Here is a 23,374-nt window from a genome sequence, read left to right as displayed (position 1 = left end):
CGCCTGCACCCAGGCCGGCAAAGGCCGCCCACATTGCGCGTGATCCGTCCGTTCCGCGAGCACTTCGCCGATCTGCCAGTTGAGCCGGATGAGCTCAGTGTTGGCCTGGCGCTGAGCACGAAAGCGCGCTTCGCGGACCCGTTGCTTGAGCCCGGCGACGACGATCGCGTAATCCTCCGGAAGCGCCAGATCACTCATGCAGCGAGCCTATCCAGCACCACTGACCTCTGACTCGGGCAGCCGCCTCGCCTTTCGAGTGTGGGCAAATGGCCCATTTTGCCAAAGCAAAAACCCCCGGATCCCGTGTAAACACGGGGCTCGCGGGGGCTTGCACGTGGCGGTACCGGTGGGATTTGAACCCACGGTGGGCTCTCACCCACACAACTTTTCGAGAGTTGCACCTTCGGCCGCTCGGACACGGTACCGCGGGAAAGTTTACTGCACGGCACAAGAGCCGCATAATTCAGCGGTGGCGCGATCCGGCGGCGTACAGTGCGCGACATGACACGTTCCGAACACGAGCGGATGCGCACCGCCGCCGCTCTCGCGGCGACCGTGCTAGCGAGCGCGGGAGCGCTCGCGGCCGCACGGGCCACTCGTGCCCGGATGCGCCGGAACTCGGCCATCCTGAACGAGACGCTGCCGGTCAACTCGAAGTGGTGGCGCGACTACGCCAAGGAGAAGGGCACGCTGCTGTATGTCGCCATCGGCGACAGCGCGGCGCAGGGCATCGGTGCGAGCAAGCCGGAGCACAGCTACGTCGGGCTCCTCGCCGAGCGGGTGCGTGAGCTGACTGGGCAGAGCGTGCGCGTCGTCAACCTGAGCGTCTCGGGGGCGACGGTGGCGCTGGCGGTGGCGAACCAGCTGCCGAAGTTCCGCAAGCTGAAGCCCGACCTCGTGACGGTGGCGATCGGCGCGAACGACATCGCGACGTTTGATGCGGTGGTGTTTGAGGGCGGCATCCGGGAGGTGTTCAACGCGCTGCCGAAGCACGCGATCGTCGCCGACCTGCCGTGCTTCTACCTTCCGTGGAACGAGCGGATCGTGGCCGTCGCCAACCGCATCGTGCGCGAGGTTGCGGCGGAGCGCGGGCTCACCATCGTGCCGCTGCACGAGGTGACGCGACGGCGAGGGCTGCGCGGCATCCTCACCGAGTTCGCGGCGGACTTCTTCCACCCCAACGATCTCGGGTACCGGGTGTGGGCGTCGGCGTTCCTGCCCGCTGTGAGCACCTCGGTGCGGCGACGTCTCGTGCCGTCGGAAGTCAGCGTTGAGCCGGCTCCGCCAGAAAGTCGAGAATCCGCTTCCACGCCGGAATGATCACCAGGTGCCCTACCTCGGGCACGGTCTCCATGTGCGCGCTGGCGAGGTGGTCGCGGTACCAGCCCCCGTGCTCGGGCGGCGCGACAGCATCCGCTTCTCCGTACACGAGCAGGGTCTCCGCCTGCACGTCCGAAAGGTCGAAGCCCCACGGCCTGGCCGTATAGCTCAGGATGTCAGTGGCGAGCCCCACCGCACCCTGGCGGAACGCGTCGCGCAGCATGCCGTCGAGGCGCTGTTCGACGCCGGGGCGCGCGAGCGCGGCGGCGTCGGCATCCGTCACCCCAAGCTGACCGAGCGGCACGGGCTGCTCCGGGTCTTCGCCGGGCAGCTGGTCACCCATCTGGTGCGTGATGTCGGCGCCCAGCTTCGACAGCGCCTGGCCGGCCGGCATCGCGGCGAGTTTCTCGCTCATCGCCACGAACTCGGGCGGGATCCACTCGACCTCTTCATTGGGCGCGGGCGTCGCCACGACGGCCACCTTGTCAACCAGATCGGGATGCCGCGCCGCCAGCGCGAGCGCCACGCGTCCCCCGGCGGACCACCCCACCGCTGCCACCGAGTCGAACTCATGCGCGCCGAGCGAGGTCGCCGTGTGCTCCGAGGAGCGCAGGTAGTCTGCGATGTCATCGGCGGCCTGCGCGACGCTCGGCCACTCGCCCTCCGGCAGCGGATCGGATGACCCGTAGCCGGGCCTGTCGATGCCGATCACGTGCACGTCGGAGCGCGACGCGGGAGGGTCCGGGTCGAAGTGGGCCGAGCCGGGCGCCGGGTGGCAGAAGACCACGACACGCGTTGCGGTCGGGTCGCCGGAGGCGGTGAGGCCGAGCCTGCGGCCGGAGGTCAGCGTGAACTGCACGTTAGACATGACCCCAGTGTGCGCCGGGCCCCTGACATTCGCAGGCTGGGTGAGCGGGATGGGGTTTCGAGACGACCGCTTCGCGGTCTCCGGGGCCCACATCGGAGCAGTGTCGGAGGCGCCATCTACAGTTGAACCCAGAGAGTGAGGAGGTGCGCGTGGCGAAGCCACAGGTGAACTATCGCTGCACGGAATGCGGCTGGACCGCTGCGAAGTGGGTCGGCCGCTGCGCCGAGTGCCAGGCGTGGGGCACGGTCGTCGAGAACGGTGGCGGCACCGGCATCCTTCGCTCGCTCAAGCCGGTGCAGCTCGCCGAGTCGCGCGCCGCGCGCCCCATCACGGCGTTCACGACGACGGATGCCGTCACCCACTGGCCGAGCGGAATCGACGAGTTCGACCGAGTGCTCGGCGGCGGAATCGTGCCGGGCGCCGCCATTCTGCTGTCGGGTGAGCCCGGGGTGGGCAAGTCCACCCTGCTGCTCGAGGTGGCCTCGAAGGCTGCCGCGGCGAAGTCGCGCGTTCTGTACGTGAGCGCCGAGGAGTCGGTGAGCCAGGTGCATCTGCGAGCCGAGCGCACCGGCGCTCTGCACGACAACCTGTACCTTGCGGCCGAGACCGACCTGGCCACGATCCTGGCCCAGATCGACGCGACCGACCCCCAGCTCGTCATCGTTGACTCGGTGCAGACCGTCTCGAGTTCGCTCTCGGACGGGCTCGCCGGCCAGCCCAGTCAGGTGCGTGAGGTTGCGTCCACGCTCATCCGGGTCGCGAAGGAACGCAACCTGCCCGTGCTGCTCGTCGGCCACGTCACGAAAGACGGCTCGATCGCGGGCCCGCGACTGCTCGAACACCTGGTCGATGTGGTGTGCCAATTCGAAGGCGACCGGCAAACCGCCCTGCGGTTCGTGCGCGCTCTCAAGAACCGCTTCGGACCAACCGACGAGGTTGGGTGTTTCGAGATGACCGGCGACGGCATCGCCGAAGTCGCCGACCCGAGCGGGCTGTTCCTCAGCCGCGGCGGCAACCCGGTCTCGGGCACGTGCATCACGATCGCGATGGAGGGCCGCCGCCCGCTGCCCGTCGAGGTGCAGGCCCTCGTGCTGCCCACGAGCGCGCCCAATCCCCGGCGGGTAACCAACGGCGTCGACTCCTCGCGCGTCGCCATGCTGCTGGCCGTGCTCGAGAGTCGTGCGGGCACGAAGCTCAGCGACAAAGACGTCTACGTCTCGACCGTCGGCGGTGTGCGCCTCACCGAACCCGGCGCCGACCTCGCGATCGCCCTCGCCGTCGCATCCGCCGAGAAGGGTGAAACGATCGCGCATACCACCGTCGCATTCGGGGAGATCAGCCTGGCCGGCGAGATTCGCCCGGTCTCCAGCTCGAAGCAGCGCGCCGCTGAGGCAGCCCGCCTGGGCTTCCGCACCCGCGTCGACGACTCGGCTGAGGATGTGCGAGAAGCCATGGATCGGGCATTCATTCCGACGAGTGATCGCGATCGCGGTCGCGACATCCCCGAGTTCTAGAGGACCTGTCGCGCGCATCAGCCAACACCCGACGCGCAACGCGCCGCGCTGCGCTGCGCCGCCCTGCGAACAGCCCTACGAGCCCGCCGCCGACTCGAGCACCCACGCGCCCCGAAGCACGATGTTGTCGGCGAGCCGCTGCAACTCAGCGCGCTGCTCCACGTGCGGGCTCGAGAAGCTGAGCAAGCTGAGCCCGCGAGAATCCGGGAACGCCAGCCAATAGTCGATGACGACGAGCGGCAGCTCGGAGCCCCCCACCTCGCCCGCGCCCCGCGTCACCCGCGTGTGCCGCACGAACGGCCCCGCATCCGACTCCGCGCCCAGCAGTTCGTCGTCGTTTTCGAGCTCACCGCGAAGCCGCTGCGTCATGCGCTCCAGATGACTCGTATCACCGATCGCGGGCCCGAGCTCGTGCCAGTACATGGCCACATTGAGCGCGAGGGCGGCCTCCCGGGTGCGCTGCAGCAGGAAGGCGAGGAACCGCCCACCACCGGATGCCGCGCGCTGGCACGCCGATCGCAGCCACCGCTCGAGCTCCGCACGAAGCCGCCGCGCCGACTCCACCCTCGCCAGCTGCTTCTTCACCAGCGCTGCAATCTGCGCGTCGCGCTCCTTCTCATCGGTGAGCGTGATGACGAACCAGTCGCCCGAGAGAGCGATGTCGAGGCCGACGACGCGCGAGCGGGTCGGATCCGCGTCTGCGGGGAACTCGTCGAGGCTCTCGCTCTCGCGAGCGGGCGCGCCGACCGACGCCGCCCACGCCACGTCGTCGTCGCCCGGCTGCGGCCGAAGCGAGAGCAGAACGTCTTCCGGGCTCGCGGCGATCGGATGCGGACCCGCTGGGTCGAAGACCACACGGTCGATGACACTCGCGTACTGCTCCAGAAACGGCTGGAGCGACGCGCCGCGGCGCAGGGCGAACTGACGGATTTCGCTCTCGCCGAGATACAGGGCGAGTGCGGCGGTGGAGGAGAACAGGCAGAGGTCGTACGGCGCCGGGCCACCGGTATCCGCTGATTCGAAAACGCGGATCTGCGAGTCGCCGCTCTGCTGGGGCAGCAACGGCACGACCACCATGTCGTGCCGGAGCGCCTGGCCGATTGCCGCCACGTCCTGCGCCGCGAGGGCGGAGGCGAGACGCTGCGATCCGACGTCGTCGGTAGCGGCAACCGAGATCTCGGTCTCCTCGCCGTCAGCCACGCTCCCCCGCCTCTCGCACGATGTCGGCTCGCGCCCCGAGTTCGAGAATACGCGAGGGCGCGCGCGTGCCCGCCGCGATCTGCGCGCTCACCGCGCGGCGGTCATCGCCGGGCGCGAGCGGGAACGCGCGCACCTGCACCGGCGACGGGGGAAGAACCGGGAACTCCCCAGATCCTGCAAGTTCCGGCGGCAGAGCGGCGGTGAGCATCAGGTCACCGCCGCGCAGGGGCGCGAGGATCGGCATGAGGGGCGGGGGCGTGCCGGTGCCTGTGCCGGTGCCTGTGCCGGTGCCGGTGCCTGTGCCTGTGCCTGTGCCTGTGCCTGTGCCTGTGCCTGTGCCTGTGTTCGCGCCGGTGTTCGCGCTGTCGTGCAACGCCACGGGAAACGGCTGCCCCGCCTCGGCGTCCCTCGCCCACAGCGCCTGCTCGTAGTCGCCGCTGTACGAGGCCCCGAGCAGCCAGGGCGCGCGGGCCGCGACAGCGGCCGAGCGCTCATCCGTCGCCCGCTGCTGCTCGAGCGCCTCGGTGAGCGTTCCCCGCACGAAATAGCCGCCGAATTCGCCGGCATTGCGTGCATCGCGGATGCGCGTGGTGGCGTCACGCACCGTGTCGCCCCCGTCCACCGGGAACAGCGCGATCTCGGCGTACAGGCTCGACGGGTCGCCGCGCGTCAGGTACTCGGCGAGCAGCACGGTGCCCGCGAGGTAGCGGCCAGGAACGTCTGAATCGGGCCAGGCATCGTTTCGCACGAACACCTCGCGGCCCCGAACGGGCGCGGCGGTCAGGTGCAGTGCCTGGGCACGGAACGGCTCGTCACGATACACGCCGACCGTGAGGGAGAACTCGAGCGTCGAGACAACCGTTCTGCGCACCACGTCAGCGTACCGAGAAGGGCACGTCGGCGAGTGGCGTGTAGATGCCCTTGTTCACGCCATCGAAGATGAGGTATTCGGGAGCGCCGCCGAGGTTGCCGTTGTACGGCAGGGCGTGCCGCACCGTGAAGACCTGCGACGGGTCTCTCAGTTCGGCGGTTACGACGTTGTCCATGGTGTTTACGTCGGGGAGACCGAGTTCCATGCGCGGGTTCGCGAGCGCGCGCGGGTCGGTGGGCGCCCACGAGCCGCCGATGCGCTGCGAGCCGCCGCCATACGTGCGATAGAGCATCTGCCCCTCATACGGTTCGGGTACGGGCGTGCGCATGTCCTTCGCCCACTTTGCCCAGTCGCCCTTGCTGATCTTCATCGCCTGCCGCACCGTGATCTGCTCGCCGTACTTCATGGCGAACGACTTGGAACCCTTGAGCAGAACGCCGACGCCCTTCGCCGCCGCGCCCATGCCCACGCATGACAGAACCGCGCCCGCGATGCTGGCGATCGCCTCGCCCCATGACCGGTCTCCGGTAGAGGCCAGCACGATGTTGCCGATCGCGTTCACGATGGCCGCGATGCCGGCCACCACCAGCAGCGCCGCCGCGAGCACCTGCCCGACGACCGGGATCCACGACACCACGAGCGCGAGCACGCCGGCGATGGCCGACACCCAGCCGGCAACGTCGGTGATGACCGAGAGCAGGTCTTTGCCCCAGTTGTCCCACCAGCTGTCGTGCAACCCGTCGTGCTTGGTGATGTTGTGGATGTGGTCGATGGCGCTCTCCGCCGCACGGTCGCGTGCGGTCGTCGCCTCAGTGAGCTGGCTCTGGGCCGATGCGAGCGTCGAGTGGGCGTCAGCGGCATCCGCTTGGCTGTTGTCTGCCAGGTTGCGGTAGGTGATGGCCTGCTGCTCGTCGGTCTCGTCCTCGGCAAGGCGCACGTAATGGCGCTGCGTGCTGGTGGCGTCGTCTGCGCTCTGCCGGGCGGCGCGGGCGAGCGAGAGCGCCGACTCGGAGTCGGTCTGAGCGCTCTCGAGCACGGGCGCGTAGCCCACGAGCGCCTCGCCGGTCGCCCGGTAGCGCGCCTCGGCCTTCGCGATGTTCTCGGCGACCTTGCCTGCCGTCTCGGTGAGGGCGTCGACCGCGTCCGAGACCACGGCGCTGCCGAGGTCGATCGAGCGCAGCCGACGGCTGGCGGCGCCGATCGCGTCGGCCACCTCGAGGTAGCTCTGGCCGCCGGCGAGCACGTCGCCCGGCTCACCCGGGACCGGGTCTGAGCCGAGGCCGAGGGGGCTCCAGTCGGTCGGCCTCATTGGGCCACCGGGCCATGCTGGGCACCGGGCGCCGGCGGGTCGGTGAGTGCCTTCGCGAGCTGGCCATCCGTCTGATCGAAGCCGTCGGCGATGGCGATCGCGGCCTTCGAGAGCGTCACGATGTCGTTGACCATGCCCTCGCGAGTGTCGTCCCACTCGTGCGCGAAGTCATGCACAGCATCAGAGAGCCCGGAGTGGCCGACGGCGCCGGCGATGCGATCGCTGTGCGCGTTGGCGCCCGTGAACTCGCGGCCGACCGAGGCGAGCTCGGTGCCGAGATCGCGAACGGCGGTGGTGTCGATCTTCAGATCTGCCACGGACGCACCCTCCCCTGCCTTGCCAGCCCTTGCTGGTCACGGCCGTCACGACCGCGCGACACGATTCTATGGTGGTCCCCCGCGCCCGCACGATGGGGAGGACTCCCCATGGCTGTTGCGCCCCGCTGCCGCTGCCGCTGCGCGGCCGCTGCCGCCGCGCGGCTGCTGCCGCCGCCGAGTCAGTACAGCAGGAACTGCTTCGTGGTCGTCGATGCGACGTCGCCCAGCTTCACCTTCAGGTGGTACGAGGCGCCGCCCGCCGGTACCGCGGGCCGGTCCGCGTCGCACGTCTTCGGGTCGCTGCGGGTGCGATCCCACTCGAACGGCTGCGACGTGACCGTCTTGTGCGGGGCCAGCAGAATCTCGGTCTTGGTCGAATCCTTCTGGCAGTCGGTCGAGACCCAGTACTGCTCGGTGCCGCTCGTGATCGTGTACACCTGATTGTCGGTCCCGGCGTCGATGCGGCACGCCTTGGCGCCCGTGTTGGTCAGGCTCAGTGACAGCAGCGGATGCCGGCCGGAGGCGTAACTCGTCGCATCCGTCTTCGCTTCGAGCGCAATGTTCGCAGCCTTGCACGCCGCACCGTCTGCCGTCGTCGCGTCGGTCGGAATGGTGGTGCTATCGGACTGCGCGTTCGGTGTGGAGGAGTTGCTCGCCCCCGTCGTGGTCGCCGGCGGCGTCTTGGCCGGCTCGCCGTTGCCCGCGCCGGGACGCACGATGATGAGCACCACCACGACGATCACCGCGAGCAGGCCGATCAGAACGGCCGCCCGTCTGCGCCAGTACACCCTGCCCGATTGCGGGCCGACCGGGTGCTTCAAGGTCGACATGCCACAAGATTAGCCAGCGGATGCGGCCGCCCCGCGCAGGCGCGCTGCGTGCCGCCCTACCCCAGCAGGTTGAGGAGCGGCCGAAGTCCGCGTCTCGAAACCCGCGACGCTTGCCCTACCCCAGCCGCTTCAGCATGCGCGTGTTGCCGAGCGTGTTCGGCTTCACCCGCGCGAGGTCAAGGAACTCGGCAACGCCCTCGTCGTGCGACCGCAGCAGCTCGTAGTACACCTCGGGGTCGACGGTCTCGTCGCCCATGTCGACGAAGCCGTTGCGCTCGAAGAACGGCACCTCGAAGGTGAGGCAGAAGAGCCGGCTGAGGCCCAACTCGAGCGCGGTCTGCTCGAGCGTGGTCAGCAGGGCGTGGCCCACCCCCTTGCCGAGCCACTCGGGCGCGACGGCGAGGGTGCGCACCTCGGCGAGGTCCTGCCACATGACGTGCAGGGCGCCGCAGCCGATGAGGGTGTCGTTCGCGTCGACCGCCACGCGAAACTCCTGCACCGCCTCGTAGACCACGACGAGGTCTTTGCCGAGCAGAATGCGGCGCTGCACGAGCGGTTCGACGAGTGCCTGGATGGCGGGCACGTCGCTTGTGCGCGCGCGGCGGGTGCGGAATGCGGGTTCACTCACGCCATTCAGTCTAGGGATGCGGGCGCAGCGCCCTCTCCCGATGCGCCCGACACTCGCTGGACACGACACCCACTGGACCCGACACCCACTGGACCCGACACCCACTGGACCCGACACGCACTGTGTCGGGCCGAATCGCGGGTGTTCGGTCGTATCACCCACGATTCGGCCCGACCCAATGAAGTTGCGCTCTGGGCACACGAACGGGTCGGGCCATATGTGGGGTTCCGCTGAAGGAAACCCACGATATGGCCCGACCCGCTGGGCTTCGAGACGCGCTACGCGCTCCTCAGCCCGCTCACGCTTCTCGGGAGGCTCCCCGCCTACTCGCTCGAGGCGGCGATGTGGTCGGCTGTCGCGGGCCCGGCACCGATGGCGCCCGCGCCGATACCGGCAGCGACCGGCTCCTCGCGAGGCGTGGTCGTGAACACGAACTTTCCGTCGACGAAGTCCACGTGAACGTGATCCCCGGCGTTGAGCTCGCCCTGCAGAATCTTCTCGCTCAGCAGATCCTCGACCTCGCGCTGCACGGCACGGCGTAGCGGGCGCGCACCGAGCGACGGGTCGAAGCCCACGTCGATCAGGCGTTCCTTGGCGGCGGTGGTCAGCTCGACCGTCATGTCGCGGTCCAGCATCCGGTCGCCCAAACGCTTGATGAAGAGGTCGACGATCTGCAGCAGCTCGGGCTTGGTGAGCTGCGGGAACACGATGGTCTCGTCGACGCGGTTCAGGAACTCGGGCTTGAAGTTCTTCTTCAGCTCCTCGTTGACCTTGCCGCGCATGCGGTCGTAACCGGTGGCCGAGTCACCCTCGATCTGGAAGCCGACGGGGCCGCCGGTGATGTCCTTGGTACCGAGGTTGGTGGTCATGATGATCACGGTGTTCTTGAAGTCGACGACGCGACCCTGGCCATCGGTCAACCGGCCCTCCTCCAGAATCTGGAGCAGCGAGTTGAAGATGTCGGGGTGTGCCTTCTCGATCTCGTCGAACAGCACGACGGAGAACGGCTTGCGGCGCACCTTCTCGGTGAGCTGGCCGCCCTCTTCGAAGCCGACGAACCCGGGAGGGGCGCCGAACAGCCGCGAGACGGTGTGCTTCTCGCCGTACTCGCTCATGTCGAGCGAGATCATGGCGTTCTCGTCGTCGAACAGGAACTCGGCGAGCGCCTTGGCCAGCTCGGTCTTGCCGACGCCGGTGGGGCCGGCGAAGATGAACGAACCGGATGGGCGGTGCGGGTCCTTGAGGCCGGCACGCGTGCGGCGAATGGTGCGGGAGAGCGCCTTGATGGCCTCTTCCTGACCGATGACGCGCTGGTGCAGCGCCTTCTCCATGAACACGAGGCGAGCGGATTCCTCCTCGGTGAGCTTGAAGACGGGGATGCCGGTGGCCTGTGCCAGAACCTCTGCGATCAGGCCCTCATCGACCTCTGCCGTGGTCTGCACGTTGCCGCTGCGCCACTGCTTCTCGAGGCGCAGGCGCTCACCGAGAAGGTTCTTCTCCTCGTCGCGCAGGGAGGCGGCCTTCTCGAAGTCCTGCTCCTCGATCGCGGCCTCCTTGCGACCACGCACGTCGGCGATCTTGTCGTCGAACTCGCGCAGCTCCGGCGGTGCCGACAGGATCGACAGGCGCAGGCGGGCGCCGGCCTCGTCGATCAGGTCGATGGCCTTGTCTGGCAGGAAGCGGTCGCTCACGTAGCGGTCGGCGAGGTTCGCGGCCGCGACGATCGCGCCATCCGTGATGGAGACCTTGTGGTGCGCCTCGTAGCGGTCGCGCAGGCCCTTCAGAATGTTGATGGTGTGCGGCAGTGATGGCTCCGCGACCTGGATGGGCTGGAACCGGCGCTCCAGCGCCGCATCCTTCTCGAAGTGCTTGCGGTACTCGTCGAGAGTGGTCGCGCCGATGGTCTGCAGCTCGCCGCGGGCCAGCAGTGGCTTGAGGATGGAGGCCGCGTCGATGGCGCCCTCGGCGGCACCGGCACCGACGAGGGTGTGGATCTCGTCGATGAACGTGATGATGTCGCCGCGCGTGCGGATCTCCTTGGTGACCTTCTTCAGGCGCTCCTCGAAGTCACCGCGGTAACGGCTGCCGGCGATGAGCGAGCCGAGGTCGAGCGTGTAGAGCTGCTTGTCCTTCAGCGTCTCGGGCACGTCGCCGCGCACGATCGCCTGGGCGAGCCCCTCGACGACGGCGGTCTTGCCGACGCCGGGCTCGCCGATCAGCACGGGATTGTTTTTGGAGCGGCGGGAGAGGATCTGCATGACCCGCTCGATCTCCTTCTCGCGGCCGATCACCGGGTCGAGCTTGTTGTCGCGCGCGGCCTGGGTGAGGTTACGGCCGAACTGGTCGAGGATCTGGCTGCCGGCGCTCGTGCCGGACTGCTCATTGGCGCCCACCTGAACCTGCTCCTTGCCCTGGTAACCGGAGAGCAACTGGATAACCTGCTGGCGCACGCGGTTGAGGTCGGCGCCCAGCTTGACGAGAACCTGCGCGGCCACGCCCTCACCCTCGCGGATGAGACCGAGCAGAATGTGCTCGGTGCCGATGTAGTTGTGGCCGAGCTGAAGCGCCTCGCGCAGGCTCAGCTCGAGAACCTTCTTGGCGCGCGGGGTGAACGGAATGTGGCCCGTCGGCTGCTGCTGCCCCTGGCCGATGATGTCCTGCACCTGCTCGCGCACGGCGTCGAGGGAGATCCCCAGAGACTCAAGCGACTTCGCGGCGACACCCTCACCCTCGTGAATCAGCCCAAGCAGAATGTGCTCGGTGCCGATGTAGTTGTGGTTGAGCATCTTGGCCTCTTCCTGGGCCAAAACGACGACGCGACGAGCTCGGTCGGTAAATCTCTCAAACATATGGTCTGACTCCTTCGGCGCCGGCCGGTATGGCGCCGTTACAAAGAGAGTAACGAGCGGATGCGGGGAAGTGGGCTCCTGTTCGCCGTAGGCGTGACCGGCTGGGAGTCTGCTGCGTGGTGGGCCGCGCGCGGCCGCCGAGCGTGGGTTTTCGCGACGAGAGTGGGTGGCCCACGATGCTGTCTCGTCGCGAACACCCACTCTCGGCGTGATGCCGGTCAGCGTGTCGGGCTCCATCAGCGACGGCATTGCTTGACGGGGTGCGCACCGATCGCTACCTTTATCGATATTCGTTGTTATCGATTTTCGTTAGGGCGGCCATGAAGCGCAAGACATTCGGGTTCGACGACGAGCGCGCGCGCCCGCGATGGCCCAGCCGTGGCAATCTCACCGCTATCTCGTTCGCTGCATTCCTCGTGGGGGCGACCACGTTGGGCGGTGGCGCGATCCGCATCGCTGAGACCTTCGGCGACGAGGTGCATGTGCATCTCAGCGCGGCCACGCAGGTCGCAGCGGATGCCGCCTCGGGGCCGGCCGCCATCCTCAACGGCACCTACTCCGCCGCTGATCTCGCCGTCACCGGCCTCAGCGCCGGGCCGCGCTTGATGCTCGCGGGCGGAATACTCGTCACCGTGCTGACGGTGATGGCGGTCGCGGCATCCGTCATGTATCTCTGCTTCAGACTGGGGCAGGGCCGCCCCTTCGTCGCGTCGCTGACTCGCGCTCTCTCGATCTCAGCGTGGGCGCTCATCCTGGGTGGCATCGCGGGCCAGGCGCTCGTCGGCTACGGCGGTTGGATGGTTGCGGCCGAATTGAATCCGAATCCTGCGGTGTCACCATTCCCGTTCGCAGCAGACCTCGACGTGTGGCCGTTCGCAATCGGCATTGTCCTTCGCTTGGTCGTCGCCGCATTCCGAATCGCCGAACGTGTGCAGAGTGAGAGCGACCGCTCGGCGCGACAAGCAGCCCGACTGCGGCTCGACGTGGACGGGCTCGTCTGATGCGCGCCAAGGCACCCCGCACCTCGATCGTGCGGCGACCGTCGCAGATGTCCCGATCTCTGCGCCGCGGGACGTTCACCGAGCAGCCGGAACTGAATCGGGGCCGCGGCCTCCTGTGGGCCACCACAGTCGTCGCGATGCTCTACGCGGGGTTGCAGACGATCGGCTCACTCGGGTCGGCCCTCGTGACGCTTCTCGCACCGACGGTGTCGGTCGCCTTGCCTGTGCAGGAATTCTGGCCGAAGCTGAAGCCCTCGGTACACATCACCGACGGGCCGACTGCACACGTCATCGGGGGCGGCATCTCGAGCGCGGAGGTCTCGGTCTCCGGACTCAACACCGCCTCACGCGTCTGGCTGGCGGCCGGCGACGTGCTTGTCGGTATCACGGGCGTGATCATCGCCGCCTCCATAGCGGCGATGTGCCTGCGCCTGCTGCGCGGTGGAGTACTCGGCAACCGCGTGGTCCGCTCGCTGTTCCTCGCGTCAGGAACGCTTGCCGTTTGCGGAATCGCCTGGCAGATCTGCTACAGCATCGGCGATGCGAGCGCCTCGCGCCAGGTGCTTCAGGTCACCGGCTGGTCGATCGCTGACAGCGAGCGTGCCGGGGGCATCTCCGAGATCGGCTGGCCGGGACCGAGCTCGTCCTTCCAGGTACAGTTCTGGCCGCTCGCCATCGCGCTCGCCCTCGCCGCGGTCGGCGTCGCCCTGCGACACAGCACATTGCTGCGGCACGAGAGGGATGCGGCGATTCAGCGCGCCCGGGCACTGCGGCGCGACGTGGACGGGCTCGTATGACCGAAGCGGATGGCGGCAGCAGCATCCGCTGCCGCCTCGACGAGCTGCTTGCCGAACGCGAGATGACCCTCACCGAGCTGAGCCGCCAGGTCGGGATCAGCATCGTCAACCTGTCAGTGCTGAAGAACGATCGTGCCAAGGCGATCCGCTTCTCGACCCTCGAGGCGATCTGCGCGGCGCTTAACTGCGACGTCGGCGACCTGCTCACAACCCGCCGCAGCGAGCGTCAGCGTCAGCGTCAGCGTCAAGACTGAGCCCTAGTCGTGCCCGTACGGCGGCAGCACCATCTTCGTCGGGTCGCCCGTGCCGTCGGCGCTCGCCACCGTGATCTTCACCGGTGACCCGATGCGAATCGCGCTCGGCGTCGCGAACACGCTCGTGAACGGCGCATAGTCGGCCGTGCACGCCTTCTGAGTCACCTTCGCGCGCGTGAGCTTCACCTCGTTGCCGCCGGTCACCTCGAACGTGTCGACCGTGGGTGGGCAGGATGAACTGCCGTACAGCGTCACAGCGAACCGTGCGCCCTCTTTCAACCAGACCGCGAACGCGGCGCCGCCCGCACTGCGCGCCGGCGCCTCTACGCCCTTCGGCTCACCGGCGTACTGCTGCACCGGCCCCGCCGGCTGCTGTGTGCACGCCACCAGCAGAGCGGATGCCGCGAGCGCCCCCGCAGCAGCGAAAACTCGAACCCTCTGCCTCACCCGCGCCACGCGACAAATCTACCGGCAGGTGGCGCAGATGCCGGCGCGAATGCGCGTCGCGTCTGTGCGGATCCGCGACAGTCGCATCACTGCAGCGCCGACGTGAGCCGGGCAAGGTTGTCGAGAATGGTCTTCCAGAATGGGCGCTGCTGCCACTCCTCAAGAGTGAGTTCGCGGCTGTCGGCGCGGTAGCCGTCTTCGACCTCGCGCAGCGCGGAGACGAACGTGCGGCCGCGCACCATGAGCGAGAGCTCCATGTTGAGCTGAAACGAACGCATGTCCATATTGCTGGTGCCGATGACGGCCACGTCGTCGTCGATCGTGAAGTGCTTGGCGTGCAGAATGTAGGGCTTCTTATACATCCAGATGCGCACGCCGGCGTTCAAGAGAGCCTCGTAATACGAGCGCTGCGCGTGGTAGACCATGGGCTGGTCGCCGATCTCAGAGACGAAGAGCTCGACCGTGAGGCCGCGGCCGACCGCAGTGGTGATGGCCATGAGCATGGAATCGTCTGGCACGAAGTACGGGCTCGTGATGACGATGCGTTCCTGCGCGTAGTAGAGCAGGGCGAGGAAGAGGCGCAGATTGTTCTCGCCTCGAAAACCGGGGCCGCTCGGCACGACCTGGCAGTCGATCGTGCCGGGGCCGGAGATCTCGGGCGAGATCTCGACCTCGCGGCCGAGCAGCGTGTCTGTCTCGATGTACCAATCCGTGATGAAGATGGCGTTGAGCCCGGCCACGACCGGCCCTTCGACGCGGGTGACGAGTTCCTTCCACTTGAGGCCGCGTCGCAGGTTGCGCCGCTTGTTGTAGCTGCGGTCGATGACGTTCTGCGAGCCCGTGAACCCGACGGAGCCGTCGACGACGAGAAGCTTGCGGTGATTGCGCAGGTCGGGCCGCTGGTACTTGCCGCGAAGCGGCTGCACGGGCAGCATCAGATGCCACTCGACCGGCATGCCCTCGAGCCTGCGGATCATCCTGCGATACCCCTTCGCCCGGCGCGAGGCGATGTGGTCGAGCAGCACGCGCACGACCACGCCGCGTCGGGCCGCCGCCTCCAGCGCGTCGAAGAACGGCGCCGTCGTCGTGTCGAGCGCGAGAATGTAGAACTCGACGTGCACGTACCGCTTCGCATGCTCGATCTCGACGATCATGGCATCGAGTGAGCCCTGGTATGCCCCGATCAGCTGGGCACGGTTGCCGCCGACCAGCGGCATGGCGCCGAGGTTGCGATTGAGCTCGACGACCGAGTCGAGCCACGCGGGCCACGGATGCTCGCGAGTCACCCTGTCCATGCCCTCGGTGCTCTCCAGAATGAACCGGTTGATCTCCTCCTGCTTGTCTCGACGCCGCTTGGGCAGCTTGTAGCTGCCGATAAGCAGAAAGAACAGCACGCCCAGGTACGGGATGAAGAAGATGGCGAGCAGCCAGGCAGTAGCGGATGTCGGTCGCCGGTTTCGTGGCACGACGATGATGGCGACCACACGAATGATGAAGTCGACGACGAGCGCGAAGATGACGATGAGTTCGCTGATCAGCGCGGCGCTCATGGCGCACCCCCGATCCGCTCTGTGGCCTCTTCGCTACCGTAGCCGGTCGGGGTGACACCGGCAGGAAGGCTCAGCGCGCGGTCTTCGGCGGCATTCCGCGCCGCGCGCGCTCCTCGGCCTCGAGGCGAGCGTACGCCCGGCGCTCCGAGCGATCGGCGCGCACGACGGCGCGCAGGATCACCCAGAAGATCAGCCCGACCAGCACGGTCGGCGCAAGCGACCACACAATCCCAGCCCACACACCGTCCATAGTGTGACAATCGTAGCGCCCGCACCTGAAGGGAGACCCCACGCCTGACATCCTGACTTTGCTCACGACCTGGCGCCTTGATCCGGTCGCGCTCGTCGCCATCATCCTCGCCGCGGGGCTCTACACTGCGGGGGTCGTCGCCGCACGACGGGCCGGAGTGCGCTGGGGAGCGCTGCGCATCCTTGCCTTCTTCGCCCTCGGCCTGGGCTCGTATGCGTGGATCTCGTTCGGGTTCCTCGGCGCCTGGAGCCACGACCTTCGCTGGGCCTTCACGACCCGCGTCGCCCTGCTGCTGTTCGTGGTGCCGTCGCTCATTGTGCTCGGCAAGCCGGTGACCCTCGCTCGTGCCGCTCTGAGCGGGCTGCCTCTTCGCACCCTGGACCGCGTGCTGAACTCGTGGCCCGTGCGCCTCATGGGCAACGCCGTGTTCGCACCGCTCTTCGCTCTCAGCGCGTTCCTGCTCTTCCTCACTCCCGTCGCCTACGTGCTGCGCGACAACCTCTGGAGCGAGTGGACGATCACGCTTCTCGTCCCGCTGCTCGGACTGCTGATGGTGCTGCCCATCATTGAGCAGAGCATGATGCGCACCAGCTTCTTCATCACGATCGAGTTCATGCTCGCGTTCGTCGAGCTCATCATGGATGCGATTCCCGCCATCCTGCTTCGCCTCAACACGCACGTGCTCGACCATGCGCCCGCGCTCGTCGGCGCGTTCCCGGGCTGGTTCCCGAATCCGCTACGCGATCAGCAGCTCTCGGGCGACCTGCTCTGGCTCATCGCCGAGGTCACCGACGTTCCGGTGCTCATCATTCTTCTCATGCGCTGGATGCGAACCGACCGCCACGAGGCGAAAGCCATGGACGACCTGAGCGATGAGCAGATGGATGCCCTCATGCAGCAGCACCTGCGCCGCATGAACATGGTGCAGGCGGCATCCGCGTCTGAGGACAGCGAAGCGGATGACGCTACTTCGTGAGGAAGCGGATGACGCTACTTCGTGAGGTTGCGGATGACGCTACTTCGTGAGGATGCCGTAGAGGCCGGTGCCGATGAAGTAGAGGGCGATTGCCGCGACGACGATCCAGATGGTGACGCGCGCCTTCGAGGGGCCGCCTTTGTCGTCGTCGCCGGGCAGCTTGTTGTCGCTCATGTCGCTCATTTCACCAGGGGGAACAGGATGGTCTCGCGGATTCCGAGGCCGGTCAGCGCCATGAGCAGGCGGTCGATGCCCATGCCCATTCCGCCCGTGGGCGGCATGCCGAACTCGAGGGCGCGCAGGAACTCCTCGTCGAGGCGCATGGCCTCCTCGTCGCCGCGGGCCGCGAGCTTCGCCTGCTCGACGAAACGCTCGCGCTGCACCACAGGGTCGACGAGCTCGGAGTAGCCGGTGGCCAGCTCGAAGCCGCGAACGTAGAGGTCCCACTTCTCAACCACGCCCGCGATGCTGCGGTGTGCGCGCACGAGCGGGCTCGTCTCGACGGGGAAGTCTCGCACGAACGTGGGCCGCTCGAGGGCGCCCTTCACGAAGTGCTCCCACAGCTCCTCGACGAACTTGCCGTGGGTCGGGTGGGTGACCTCGAGCCCCTCCCCCGCGGCCATTGCACGCAGGTCTTCCACGGATGTCTCGGGCGTGACCTCTCGCCCGCTGGCCTCTGACAGGCTCTCGTACATGCTGATCCGGTCCCACTCGCCGCCGAGGTCGTACCGGGTGCCGTCGGCCCAGGTCACGCTATGGCCGCCAGAGATCGCCTGCGCGGCGTTCTGGATCATGGTCTGCGTGAGGTCGGCCATCACGTTGTAGTCGGCGTACGCCTGGTAGAGCTCGAGCATGGCGAATTCGGGCGAGTGCGTGGAGTCTGCACCCTCATTGCGGAAGTTGCGGTTGATCTCGTAGACCTTCTCGATACCGCCGACGACCGCGCGCTTGAGGAAGAGCTCGGGGGCGATGCGCAGGTAGAGCTCAGTGTCGAAGGCGTTCGAGTGTGTCACGAAGGGCCGAGCGGATGCCCCGCCGTGCACCACCTGGAGCATCGGGGTCTCCACCTCGACGAAGCCTCGCTCGGCGAACGTCTGGCGCAGGCTCGAGACGACCTTGGCTCGGTCGAGCACGTTCGTGCGCGCCTGCTCGCGGGCGATGAGATCGAGGTAGCGGCTGCGAACCCGGGTCTCCTCGTTGAGCTCGTTGTGCAGGTTGGGCAGCGGCAGCAGGGCCTTGGAGGCGATCTGCCACTCGCTCACCATGATCGAGAGCTCGCCGCGTCGGCTCGAGATGACCTCGCCCTTCACGAACACGTGGTCGCCCAGGTCGACGAGTTCCTTCCACTCGGCGAGCGACTCCTCGCCGACCTCGGCGAGCGACACCATCGCTTGAATACGGCTGCCGTCACCGGCCTGCAGGCTCGCGAAGCACAGCTTGCCCGTGTTGCGCGCGTGCACCACGCGAGCCGCGATGCCGACGACGACGCCGGTCTTCGCGTCGGCCTCGAGGTCGGCGAAGCGACGGCGAAGAGACGGGATCGAGTCGGTGATCGGCAGGGTGACCGGGTACGCGCCGCCTGCGGGGCTCGCGCTCGCCTCGATCAGCCGCTCCCGCTTCGCGAGCCGCACAGCCTTCTGCTGGCTGATCTCCTCGGCGCTCGGCTCGACGTTCTCTTCAGTGCTGTCGGTCATGACGTCTTTCGGTCTTCTCGATCGGGGAAGGTGATGCGCCCGTTGTCGATCAGCCGGGTTTCGCCGACCCGCGCCGCCACAAGCACAAGGGCCGCACCGCGATGGTCGGCACCGACCGCCTGGAAGGTCGCCGGATCGACGACAACGAGATAGTCCAGCTTAACGGCTGGCTCGGCGTGCATCACGTCGAGAGCCGCCTGCCTCGCGTCCTCCGGGCCGAGCAACGAAGCGGATGCCGCTGCCGCCACCGCGCGCGAGAGCACGACCGCGGCCGCACGCTCCCCACCACCGAGGTACCGGTTGCGGCTCGAGAGCGCCAGCCCATCCGCCTCACGCACGATCGGCGCAACCTCGATGCGCAGCGGCATGTTGAGCTCGCGCACCATGCGTTCGACGAGAAATGCCTGCTGCGCATCCTTCTGCCCGAACAGGGCCACATCGGGCTGCACGATTCCGAAAAGCTTGCTGACGACCGTGAGCATGCCGTCGAAGTGGCCGGGGCGGGCCGCACCTTCGTACTGCGACGCAACCGTTCCGGCGGCGACGCGGGTGGATGAGGGCCCGTCGGGGTACATCTCGGCCACGCTCGGCGCGAAGACGAGATCGGCGAGCCCGGTGAGAGCCGCGACGTCGGCGTCGAGGGTGCGCGGGTAGCGATCGAGGTCTTCGTTCGGCCCGAACTGCAGGGGGTTGACGAAGATCGAGACGACGACGACGTCGGCCAGCTGACCCGCCCGTTCCGCGAGCGCACGATGGCCATCGTGCAGCGCACCCATCGTCGGCACGAGCGCGAGCGTGCGACCTCGCCCGCGCTGGTCGGCCACGGCACGGCGCACGTCTGCGATCGTGTTGAGCACGATCGGCCGGCGGCTTCCGCCTTCATGGGGCTGTTCCATCCCCAGGCCCGCTTCGCTCACGGCCGCTCCTCTCCCTCATCCTCGCCGTCGCCGAGCTCCATCTCGAACCCGGGCAGCAGCGGCTGCTCGGGCGAGACGTGACGCAACGCCTCATCGACGGCCGAGCGCACGAGCGAGCCGAGGTATCCGCCCGGGTTCTCCACGCCGATCCGCGAGAGGATCTCGGCCGCTTGCCCCACGATCGAGCGCGAGAACGCGGTCGCCGTCGAGATCGCCTCGGCGTAGGCGGGCCGATCGGCCTCGGCGATCACGACCGGCTCGCCCCCCATCTCCACGACGAGTGCCTGGCCGATCGGCAGCACGGGCGCCGGTGCGGTCACGGCAAAATATGTCTCGGTGAGGCGGCCGATATCCATGCTGGTTCCGCTGAAGGCCATGGCCGGGTGCACGGCGAGCGGGATGGCGCCGGCGGCGAGCGCCGGCGCGAGCACATCCACGCCGAACTCGGCGGCCGTGTGCAACACGAGCTGGCCCGCCTGCCACACGCCCGCGGAGGCGAGACCGGCGACGAGCTCGGCCAGTTCGCTCGCGGGAACCGCGAGGATCACCAGCTCGCTGCGCTCGATGACCTGCGGGATCTCGAGAATGGGCACAGCCGGCAGCATCGCCTCGGCGCGCTCCCGGCTGCGCTCGGAGACGGCGGAGATGCCGACGACGGCGTGCCCGGCGCCGGCGAGCGCCGCGCCGATGACCGGGCCGACGTGCCCTGCCCCGATGATGCCGACGCCGAGGCGGCCGGAACGTTCAGCGATCATGCCGGGGTGTTCCAGCGATGGCTGCGGTCGCTCTCCGCGGCGTCGATCGCTCCATCGGCGACCGCGGTGAAGAAGGGGAACGCGTCGCTGTCCGCGATCACCGGCAGGCTCGTGGCAACCGGGCCGTAGACCGTATGCAGGCGCGCCTGCGCAAGGTGCAGCGAGCGACGCAGCGGCCCCTGACGCACCTCGACGCTCTGCAGGCGCGCGAGGGGCACGATGACGAGCCGGCGCCAGACGGCCCCCGTGCGCAGCAGCACGATGCCGTCGGCGATGCGGTAGCCGGTTCGCCGCCACGAGAAGGGTCGCAGCACGGCGGCCGAGCGCGGGGCAGCCGAGAAGAGGGGGCCGGCGCCGGGGGCGGGCGCGTCGGCACGGGCCGTCATCCCTGCCTGGATCAGAAGGCGGTTCTGCTCGGTGGCGAATGCCGACAGCGCCAGCGCGAGCACGCGCGCGACGTCGTCGGCGTTGCCAACGGGCAGCATGGTCGTGTTCGGCTGCCCGGCCGCGCCCTTCTGCTTCGACTTGCCAGCCGTATCGATGCGGATCTGCCACCAGCCGAACGGCCGCCACAGGAGCGGCTGCATCACCTCGAGCGCGTGGATGCGACCGGGAGGCAGCGTCTCGTTGCTCGTCGAGAGCATGCCGAAGCCGACGCGCACGCCGTCCGGCGTGCCCGCGATGCTGTAGTTGATCGACCGGGTGAAGCGCCGCAGGTAGAAGCTGGCCGAACCGATGACGCCGGGCAGCACCGCGACGAGCAGCCAGTAGCGGCCGGTCGAGGCACCGGCGACGACCAGGCCGACGGCGATCAGCAGGAACACCGTGAACTCGCTGATCACGATGGAACCGATGAGGCGAGCGGGCGGGATCGAGACGACGGAGTGCGGCGGCGCGGCATCCGGGTCGAGCTCGGGGCGCACGAACTCGTTGAGGCGCCGCGTGATGAGTTCGCTCGCACGGTTCTGCGCGGACGCCGGCCCGGCAGGCTGCAGCGATTGGCCCGGCGCGGCAGGCTGCTGCGACTGGCCCGGCGCGGCAGGCTGCAGCGACTGGCCCGGCGCGGCAGGCTGCAGCGACTGGCCCGAGGCGGCCGCCGCTGCACCGGATGCGCGCAGCAGAATGTCGCGCCGGAGCCCGTCGGCGAGCTGCGAGCCGAGATAGGCCAGTTCGACGTTCGCATCCTGGCCCGCGACGCTCACCTCGAGTTTGGCGGTGCCGAAGATGCGCGGAAAGAGGGGCCGAGAGACGTTGACGCCCTGAATGCGATCGAGCCTGGCCTTCCGGTGGCGCCGGTTGATGACCCCGCTGCGCACCTCGACGGCGTCGTCGCCGATGCGGAAGCTGTGCATGCGCCAGGCGAGATAGAAGAGGGCGATCGCGAGCACGAGAAGCACGGCGAGCGCGAGCAGCGCCCAGCCGACGAGCCCGTGCTGGTAGATCTGGTCGATTGGGTCGCCCGCGTAGTCGTTGCCGCCCTGCTGCGACTCGTCGACGCCGAACACGCTGAGGAACATGTCGACGAGGCGCTCGCGCAGGTTGGCGAGCACGATGCCGAGCACGGCGACGAGCCCGATGCCGCCGCGAAGCAGGGGGGTGAGCGGATGCAGGCGGTGCCACTCGCCGTCAGCCATGCGGGCGACCGCAGGCGCGTCTGTCACGGGCACTCTCGTCCCCGGCGCTGCCGAGCCGGGATCCGCTCCGCCCAGCGGTACGCTCACAGCCCCGCCCGGCGGCTCTCGGCGAGTTCTACCAAGCGATCGCGCAACTCACCGGCATCCGCTTCGGGAAGCCCGGGGATCGCGACCGCCGTCGATGCCGCCGCCGTCACGAACTTCAGGTCGGCGAGGCCCAGGGCGCGGCCGACCGGCCCCCGCGTGATGTCGATGAGCTGCATGCGCCCGTACGGCACCGCCACGAAGCGCTGGAACATGATGCCCCGGCGAAAGAGCAGGTCGTCGTCGCGCAGCGCGTACCCGATCGACCGTGCGCGGCGCGGCGCCACGATGAGCGTCACGACGGTCACGATGCCCACCGCGACGAGCAGCAGCCAGCCCCACGAGACCTGCATGATGAGCCAGATCACCGCGGCGATGGCCCCGGCGACGACGCCAGAGACCAGGGAACTCACGAGCACGACAAGCACGTACTTGGGCGAGACGCGATGCCATTCGGCCTGCACGTCGAGTCGTCGCGACACGGTACCCCCGGGATGAGCGGATGGGCGCCGGCTTCGCGCCCTGCTCCATGGTAGCCGGGGCGCCCGCCTGTACACATCGCACAGGAGATCGGGGCGACCCATGTCGACGCTGTGCAAAAGACACGGGGGCGAAGTGGCTCTAATCTGAATAGTGCGAGCGGAGAGTCCGCTCGGTCCACAGGAGCAAGGGGTTCCATGTCTTCCACGACCATCGCACTCTCCCGCCCGACACTGGCCGACCGTGTCATTCCGCGCAGTGCCGTCAACAACGCGCTGCTGATCGTCTCGGGAACGGCGATCGTCGCTGCGCTCGCCCAGGTCGAGGTGCCCATGTGGCCGGTGCCGATCACGGGCCAGACGCTCGGCGTCATGCTCGTGGGCGCGGCGCTCGGCTCGTGGCGCGGCGCCAGCTCGATGATGCTCTACCTCGTACTCGGCCTCGCCGGCCTGCCCATCTTCGCCGGCGGTGCCGGTTCCATCGCGGCGGTCGCCACGCCCAGCTTCGGCTTCATCATCGGCTTCGTCTTCGCGGCCGCCCTCATCGGCTGGCTCTCCGAGCGCCGCTGGGACCGCCACCCGCTGCTCTCCGGCCTCGGCTTCCTCGGCGCGAGCCTGGTGCCGTTCCTCTTCGGAGTGCCCTACATGGCCTTCATTCTCGGCACCCTCGGCATCCCGAACGACATTGGCACCGTGCTGGCGCTCGGCGTCTACCCGTTCATTCTCGGCGGCGTCGTGAAGTGGGCCATCGCCGCTTCGGTGCTGCCCGCCGCATGGCGCCTGGTGCGTGCGGTCGACGAGCACAGCTCGAAGAAGTAGCCGGCGCAGGC

25 protein-coding genes and 1 tRNA gene are annotated in these 23,374 nt (G+C 68.4%); 8 read left to right on the top strand and 18 right to left on the bottom strand.

Features of this window, described 5'->3' with window-relative positions:
* The first annotated feature begins 39 nt into the window (after positions 1-39).
* Complete coding sequence (locus tag OSC27_RS12480; protein ID WP_267181799.1) at positions 40-231, top strand: hypothetical protein; 192 nt, start codon at positions 40-42, stop codon at positions 229-231.
* 104 nt (positions 232-335) lie between these two features.
* Here the strand turns inward: OSC27_RS12480 and OSC27_RS12475 are convergent.
* Positions 336-425 (bottom strand) — tRNA-Ser (locus OSC27_RS12475).
* A gap of 76 nt (positions 426-501) precedes the next feature.
* On the opposite strand from OSC27_RS12475, the gene OSC27_RS12470 reads away from it, so the two are divergent.
* Positions 502-1,320, top strand: a complete 819-nt coding sequence (locus tag OSC27_RS12470) for an SGNH/GDSL hydrolase family protein (RefSeq protein ID WP_267181798.1) — start codon at positions 502-504, stop codon at positions 1,318-1,320.
* Here OSC27_RS12470 and OSC27_RS12465 read toward each other — a convergent pair.
* Positions 1,265-2,188, bottom strand: coding sequence for an alpha/beta fold hydrolase (locus OSC27_RS12465; RefSeq protein WP_267181797.1), 924 nt, complete (start codon positions 2,186-2,188; stop codon positions 1,265-1,267). The two genes, OSC27_RS12470 and OSC27_RS12465, sit on opposite strands and share 56 nt — an antisense overlap.
* A gap of 149 nt (positions 2,189-2,337) precedes the next feature.
* On the opposite strand from OSC27_RS12465, the gene radA reads away from it, so the two are divergent.
* A complete protein-coding gene (gene radA / locus OSC27_RS12460) occupies positions 2,338-3,702 on the top strand; it encodes a DNA repair protein RadA (protein WP_267181796.1) in 1,365 nt (454 codons plus the stop codon).
* Between the two features lie 75 nt (positions 3,703-3,777).
* Here radA and OSC27_RS12455 read toward each other — a convergent pair whose 3' ends face one another.
* The 7 genes from OSC27_RS12455 to OSC27_RS12425 all read right to left on the bottom strand — a co-directional run bounded on the left by OSC27_RS12455 (position 3,778) and on the right by OSC27_RS12425 (position 11,706).
* A complete protein-coding gene (locus OSC27_RS12455; protein WP_267181795.1) occupies positions 3,778-4,902 on the bottom strand; it encodes a hypothetical protein in 1,125 nt (374 codons plus the stop codon).
* Positions 4,895-5,773, bottom strand: coding sequence for a hypothetical protein (locus tag OSC27_RS12450; protein ID WP_267181794.1), 879 nt, complete (start codon positions 5,771-5,773; stop codon positions 4,895-4,897). Before OSC27_RS12450 ends, OSC27_RS12455 begins: the two co-directional genes overlap by 8 nt.
* 4 nt (positions 5,774-5,777) lie before the next feature.
* Positions 5,778-7,082 (bottom strand): putative T7SS-secreted protein, encoded by a 1,305-nt coding sequence (locus OSC27_RS12445; RefSeq protein WP_267181793.1) that lies wholly within the window; start codon positions 7,080-7,082, stop codon positions 5,778-5,780.
* Positions 7,079-7,399, bottom strand: a complete 321-nt coding sequence (locus tag OSC27_RS12440; protein WP_267181792.1) for a hypothetical protein — start codon at positions 7,397-7,399, stop codon at positions 7,079-7,081. Before OSC27_RS12440 ends, OSC27_RS12445 begins: the two co-directional genes overlap by 4 nt.
* Positions 7,400-7,578: 179 nt before the next feature.
* Complete coding sequence (locus tag OSC27_RS12435; RefSeq protein ID WP_267181791.1) at positions 7,579-8,229, bottom strand: hypothetical protein; 651 nt, start codon at positions 8,227-8,229, stop codon at positions 7,579-7,581.
* A gap of 115 nt (positions 8,230-8,344) precedes the next feature.
* On the bottom strand, positions 8,345-8,857 hold the full coding sequence (locus OSC27_RS12430; protein ID WP_416348859.1) for an amino-acid N-acetyltransferase: 513 nt from the start codon (positions 8,855-8,857) through the stop codon (positions 8,345-8,347).
* Between the two features lie 323 nt (positions 8,858-9,180).
* Positions 9,181-11,706 (bottom strand): ATP-dependent Clp protease ATP-binding subunit, encoded by a 2,526-nt coding sequence (locus OSC27_RS12425; RefSeq protein WP_267181790.1) that lies wholly within the window; start codon positions 11,704-11,706, stop codon positions 9,181-9,183.
* Between the two features lie 320 nt (positions 11,707-12,026).
* On the opposite strand from OSC27_RS12425, the gene OSC27_RS12420 reads away from it, so the two are divergent.
* Genes OSC27_RS12420 through OSC27_RS12410 form a run of 3 tightly spaced genes read left to right on the top strand, consistent with a single transcriptional unit; the run spans position 12,027 to position 13,758 of the window.
* The gene (locus OSC27_RS12420; RefSeq protein WP_267181789.1) at positions 12,027-12,707 is read left to right on the top strand and encodes a hypothetical protein; all 681 of its coding nucleotides are present in this window, start codon (positions 12,027-12,029) and stop codon (positions 12,705-12,707) included.
* Positions 12,707-13,504 carry a hypothetical protein gene (locus OSC27_RS12415; RefSeq protein ID WP_267181788.1) on the top strand — a complete coding sequence of 266 codons (798 nt, stop codon included), beginning with the start codon at positions 12,707-12,709 and terminating at the stop codon, positions 13,502-13,504. Before OSC27_RS12420 ends, OSC27_RS12415 begins: the two co-directional genes overlap by 1 nt.
* Positions 13,501-13,758, top strand: a complete 258-nt coding sequence (locus OSC27_RS12410; protein ID WP_267181787.1) for a helix-turn-helix domain-containing protein — start codon at positions 13,501-13,503, stop codon at positions 13,756-13,758. The genes OSC27_RS12415 and OSC27_RS12410 overlap by 4 nt, the downstream gene beginning before the upstream one ends.
* Positions 13,759-13,761: 3 nt before the next feature.
* Here OSC27_RS12410 and OSC27_RS12405 read toward each other — a convergent pair whose 3' ends face one another.
* The 3 genes from OSC27_RS12405 to OSC27_RS12395 all read right to left on the bottom strand — a co-directional run bounded on the left by OSC27_RS12405 (position 13,762) and on the right by OSC27_RS12395 (position 16,005).
* Positions 13,762-14,205, bottom strand: a complete 444-nt coding sequence (locus tag OSC27_RS12405; protein WP_267181786.1) for a hypothetical protein — start codon at positions 14,203-14,205, stop codon at positions 13,762-13,764.
* A gap of 86 nt (positions 14,206-14,291) precedes the next feature.
* A complete protein-coding gene (gene cls / locus OSC27_RS12400; RefSeq protein ID WP_267181785.1) occupies positions 14,292-15,755 on the bottom strand; it encodes a cardiolipin synthase in 1,464 nt (487 codons plus the stop codon).
* A gap of 70 nt (positions 15,756-15,825) precedes the next feature.
* Positions 15,826-16,005, bottom strand: coding sequence for a hypothetical protein (locus OSC27_RS12395; RefSeq protein WP_267181784.1), 180 nt, complete (start codon positions 16,003-16,005; stop codon positions 15,826-15,828).
* A 58-nt stretch (positions 16,006-16,063) separates the two neighbouring features.
* On the opposite strand from OSC27_RS12395, the gene OSC27_RS12390 reads away from it, so the two are divergent.
* Positions 16,064-16,981 (top strand): cytochrome c oxidase assembly protein, encoded by a 918-nt coding sequence (locus tag OSC27_RS12390; RefSeq protein ID WP_267181783.1) that lies wholly within the window; start codon positions 16,064-16,066, stop codon positions 16,979-16,981.
* 39 nt (positions 16,982-17,020) lie between these two features.
* On the opposite strand, the gene OSC27_RS12385 is transcribed toward OSC27_RS12390, so the two are convergent.
* Genes OSC27_RS12385 through OSC27_RS12360 form a run of 6 tightly spaced genes read right to left on the bottom strand, consistent with a single transcriptional unit; the run spans position 17,021 to position 22,649 of the window.
* Positions 17,021-17,155: a hypothetical protein gene (locus OSC27_RS12385; RefSeq protein WP_267181782.1), complete on the bottom strand. Its 135-nt coding sequence runs from the start codon at positions 17,153-17,155 to the stop codon at positions 17,021-17,023.
* Positions 17,156-17,160: 5 nt separating this feature from the next.
* Entirely contained in the window at positions 17,161-18,675 is a 1,515-nt protein-coding gene (gene lysS / locus OSC27_RS12380) for a lysine--tRNA ligase (RefSeq protein WP_267181781.1), read from the bottom strand.
* Positions 18,672-19,571: a pantoate--beta-alanine ligase gene (gene panC / locus OSC27_RS12375; protein ID WP_416348864.1), complete on the bottom strand. Its 900-nt coding sequence runs from the start codon at positions 19,569-19,571 to the stop codon at positions 18,672-18,674. Before panC ends, lysS begins: the two co-directional genes overlap by 4 nt.
* Before the next feature lie 17 nt (positions 19,572-19,588).
* Positions 19,589-20,347 (bottom strand): Rossmann-like and DUF2520 domain-containing protein, encoded by a 759-nt coding sequence (locus OSC27_RS12370; RefSeq protein WP_267181779.1) that lies wholly within the window; start codon positions 20,345-20,347, stop codon positions 19,589-19,591.
* Positions 20,344-22,008: a PH domain-containing protein gene (locus OSC27_RS12365; protein WP_267181778.1), complete on the bottom strand. Its 1,665-nt coding sequence runs from the start codon at positions 22,006-22,008 to the stop codon at positions 20,344-20,346. The genes OSC27_RS12370 and OSC27_RS12365 overlap by 4 nt, the downstream gene beginning before the upstream one ends.
* 56 nt (positions 22,009-22,064) lie before the next feature.
* The gene (locus OSC27_RS12360) at positions 22,065-22,649 is read right to left on the bottom strand and encodes a PH domain-containing protein (protein ID WP_416348858.1); all 585 of its coding nucleotides are present in this window, start codon (positions 22,647-22,649) and stop codon (positions 22,065-22,067) included.
* A gap of 93 nt (positions 22,650-22,742) precedes the next feature.
* Here OSC27_RS12360 and OSC27_RS12355 point away from each other — a divergent pair, with 93 nt between their 5' ends.
* Positions 22,743-23,363 carry a biotin transporter BioY gene (locus OSC27_RS12355; protein WP_267181776.1) on the top strand — a complete coding sequence of 207 codons (621 nt, stop codon included), beginning with the start codon at positions 22,743-22,745 and terminating at the stop codon, positions 23,361-23,363.
* The last annotated feature ends 11 nt before the right edge of the window (positions 23,364-23,374 follow it).

This window comes from Microbacterium sp. STN6 (assembly GCF_026410545.1).
Classification (GTDB): domain Bacteria; phylum Actinomycetota; class Actinomycetes; order Actinomycetales; family Microbacteriaceae; genus Root112D2.
This window is presented reverse-complemented; position numbering and strand designations above follow the sequence as displayed.

What these genes read in the sequence shown, in the direction of transcription:
- OSC27_RS12470 (WP_267181798.1), top strand. Translation starts at nt 502, where the DNA reads ATGACACGTTCCGAACACGAGCGGATGCGCACCGCCGCCGCTCTCGCG.
- OSC27_RS12465 (WP_267181797.1), bottom strand. Translation starts at nt 2,188, where the DNA reads ATGTCTAACGTGCAGTTCACGCTGACCTCCGGCCGCAGGCTCGGCCTC.
- OSC27_RS12445 (WP_267181793.1), bottom strand. Translation starts at nt 7,082, where the DNA reads ATGAGGCCGACCGACTGGAGCCCCCTCGGCCTCGGCTCAGACCCGGTC.
- OSC27_RS12435 (WP_267181791.1), bottom strand. Translation starts at nt 8,229, where the DNA reads ATGTCGACCTTGAAGCACCCGGTCGGCCCGCAATCGGGCAGGGTGTAC.
- OSC27_RS12425 (WP_267181790.1), bottom strand. Translation starts at nt 11,706, where the DNA reads ATGTTTGAGAGATTTACCGACCGAGCTCGTCGCGTCGTCGTTTTGGCC.
- OSC27_RS12420 (WP_267181789.1), top strand. Translation starts at nt 12,027, where the DNA reads ATGAAGCGCAAGACATTCGGGTTCGACGACGAGCGCGCGCGCCCGCGA.
- OSC27_RS12415 (WP_267181788.1), top strand. Translation starts at nt 12,707, where the DNA reads ATGCGCGCCAAGGCACCCCGCACCTCGATCGTGCGGCGACCGTCGCAG.
- OSC27_RS12410 (WP_267181787.1), top strand. Translation starts at nt 13,501, where the DNA reads ATGACCGAAGCGGATGGCGGCAGCAGCATCCGCTGCCGCCTCGACGAG.
- cls (WP_267181785.1), bottom strand. Translation starts at nt 15,755, where the DNA reads ATGAGCGCCGCGCTGATCAGCGAACTCATCGTCATCTTCGCGCTCGTC.
- OSC27_RS12395 (WP_267181784.1), bottom strand. Translation starts at nt 16,005, where the DNA reads ATGGACGGTGTGTGGGCTGGGATTGTGTGGTCGCTTGCGCCGACCGTG.
- OSC27_RS12385 (WP_267181782.1), bottom strand. Translation starts at nt 17,155, where the DNA reads ATGAGCGACAACAAGCTGCCCGGCGACGACGACAAAGGCGGCCCCTCG.
- lysS (WP_267181781.1), bottom strand. Translation starts at nt 18,675, where the DNA reads ATGACCGACAGCACTGAAGAGAACGTCGAGCCGAGCGCCGAGGAGATC.
- panC (WP_416348864.1), bottom strand. Translation starts at nt 19,571, where the DNA reads ATGGAACAGCCCCATGAAGGCGGAAGCCGCCGGCCGATCGTGCTCAAC.
- OSC27_RS12370 (WP_267181779.1), bottom strand. Translation starts at nt 20,347, where the DNA reads ATGATCGCTGAACGTTCCGGCCGCCTCGGCGTCGGCATCATCGGGGCA.
- OSC27_RS12360 (WP_416348858.1), bottom strand. Translation starts at nt 22,649, where the DNA reads ATGGGTCGCCCCGATCTCCTGTGCGATGTGTACAGGCGGGCGCCCCGG.
- OSC27_RS12355 (WP_267181776.1), top strand. Translation starts at nt 22,743, where the DNA reads ATGTCTTCCACGACCATCGCACTCTCCCGCCCGACACTGGCCGACCGT.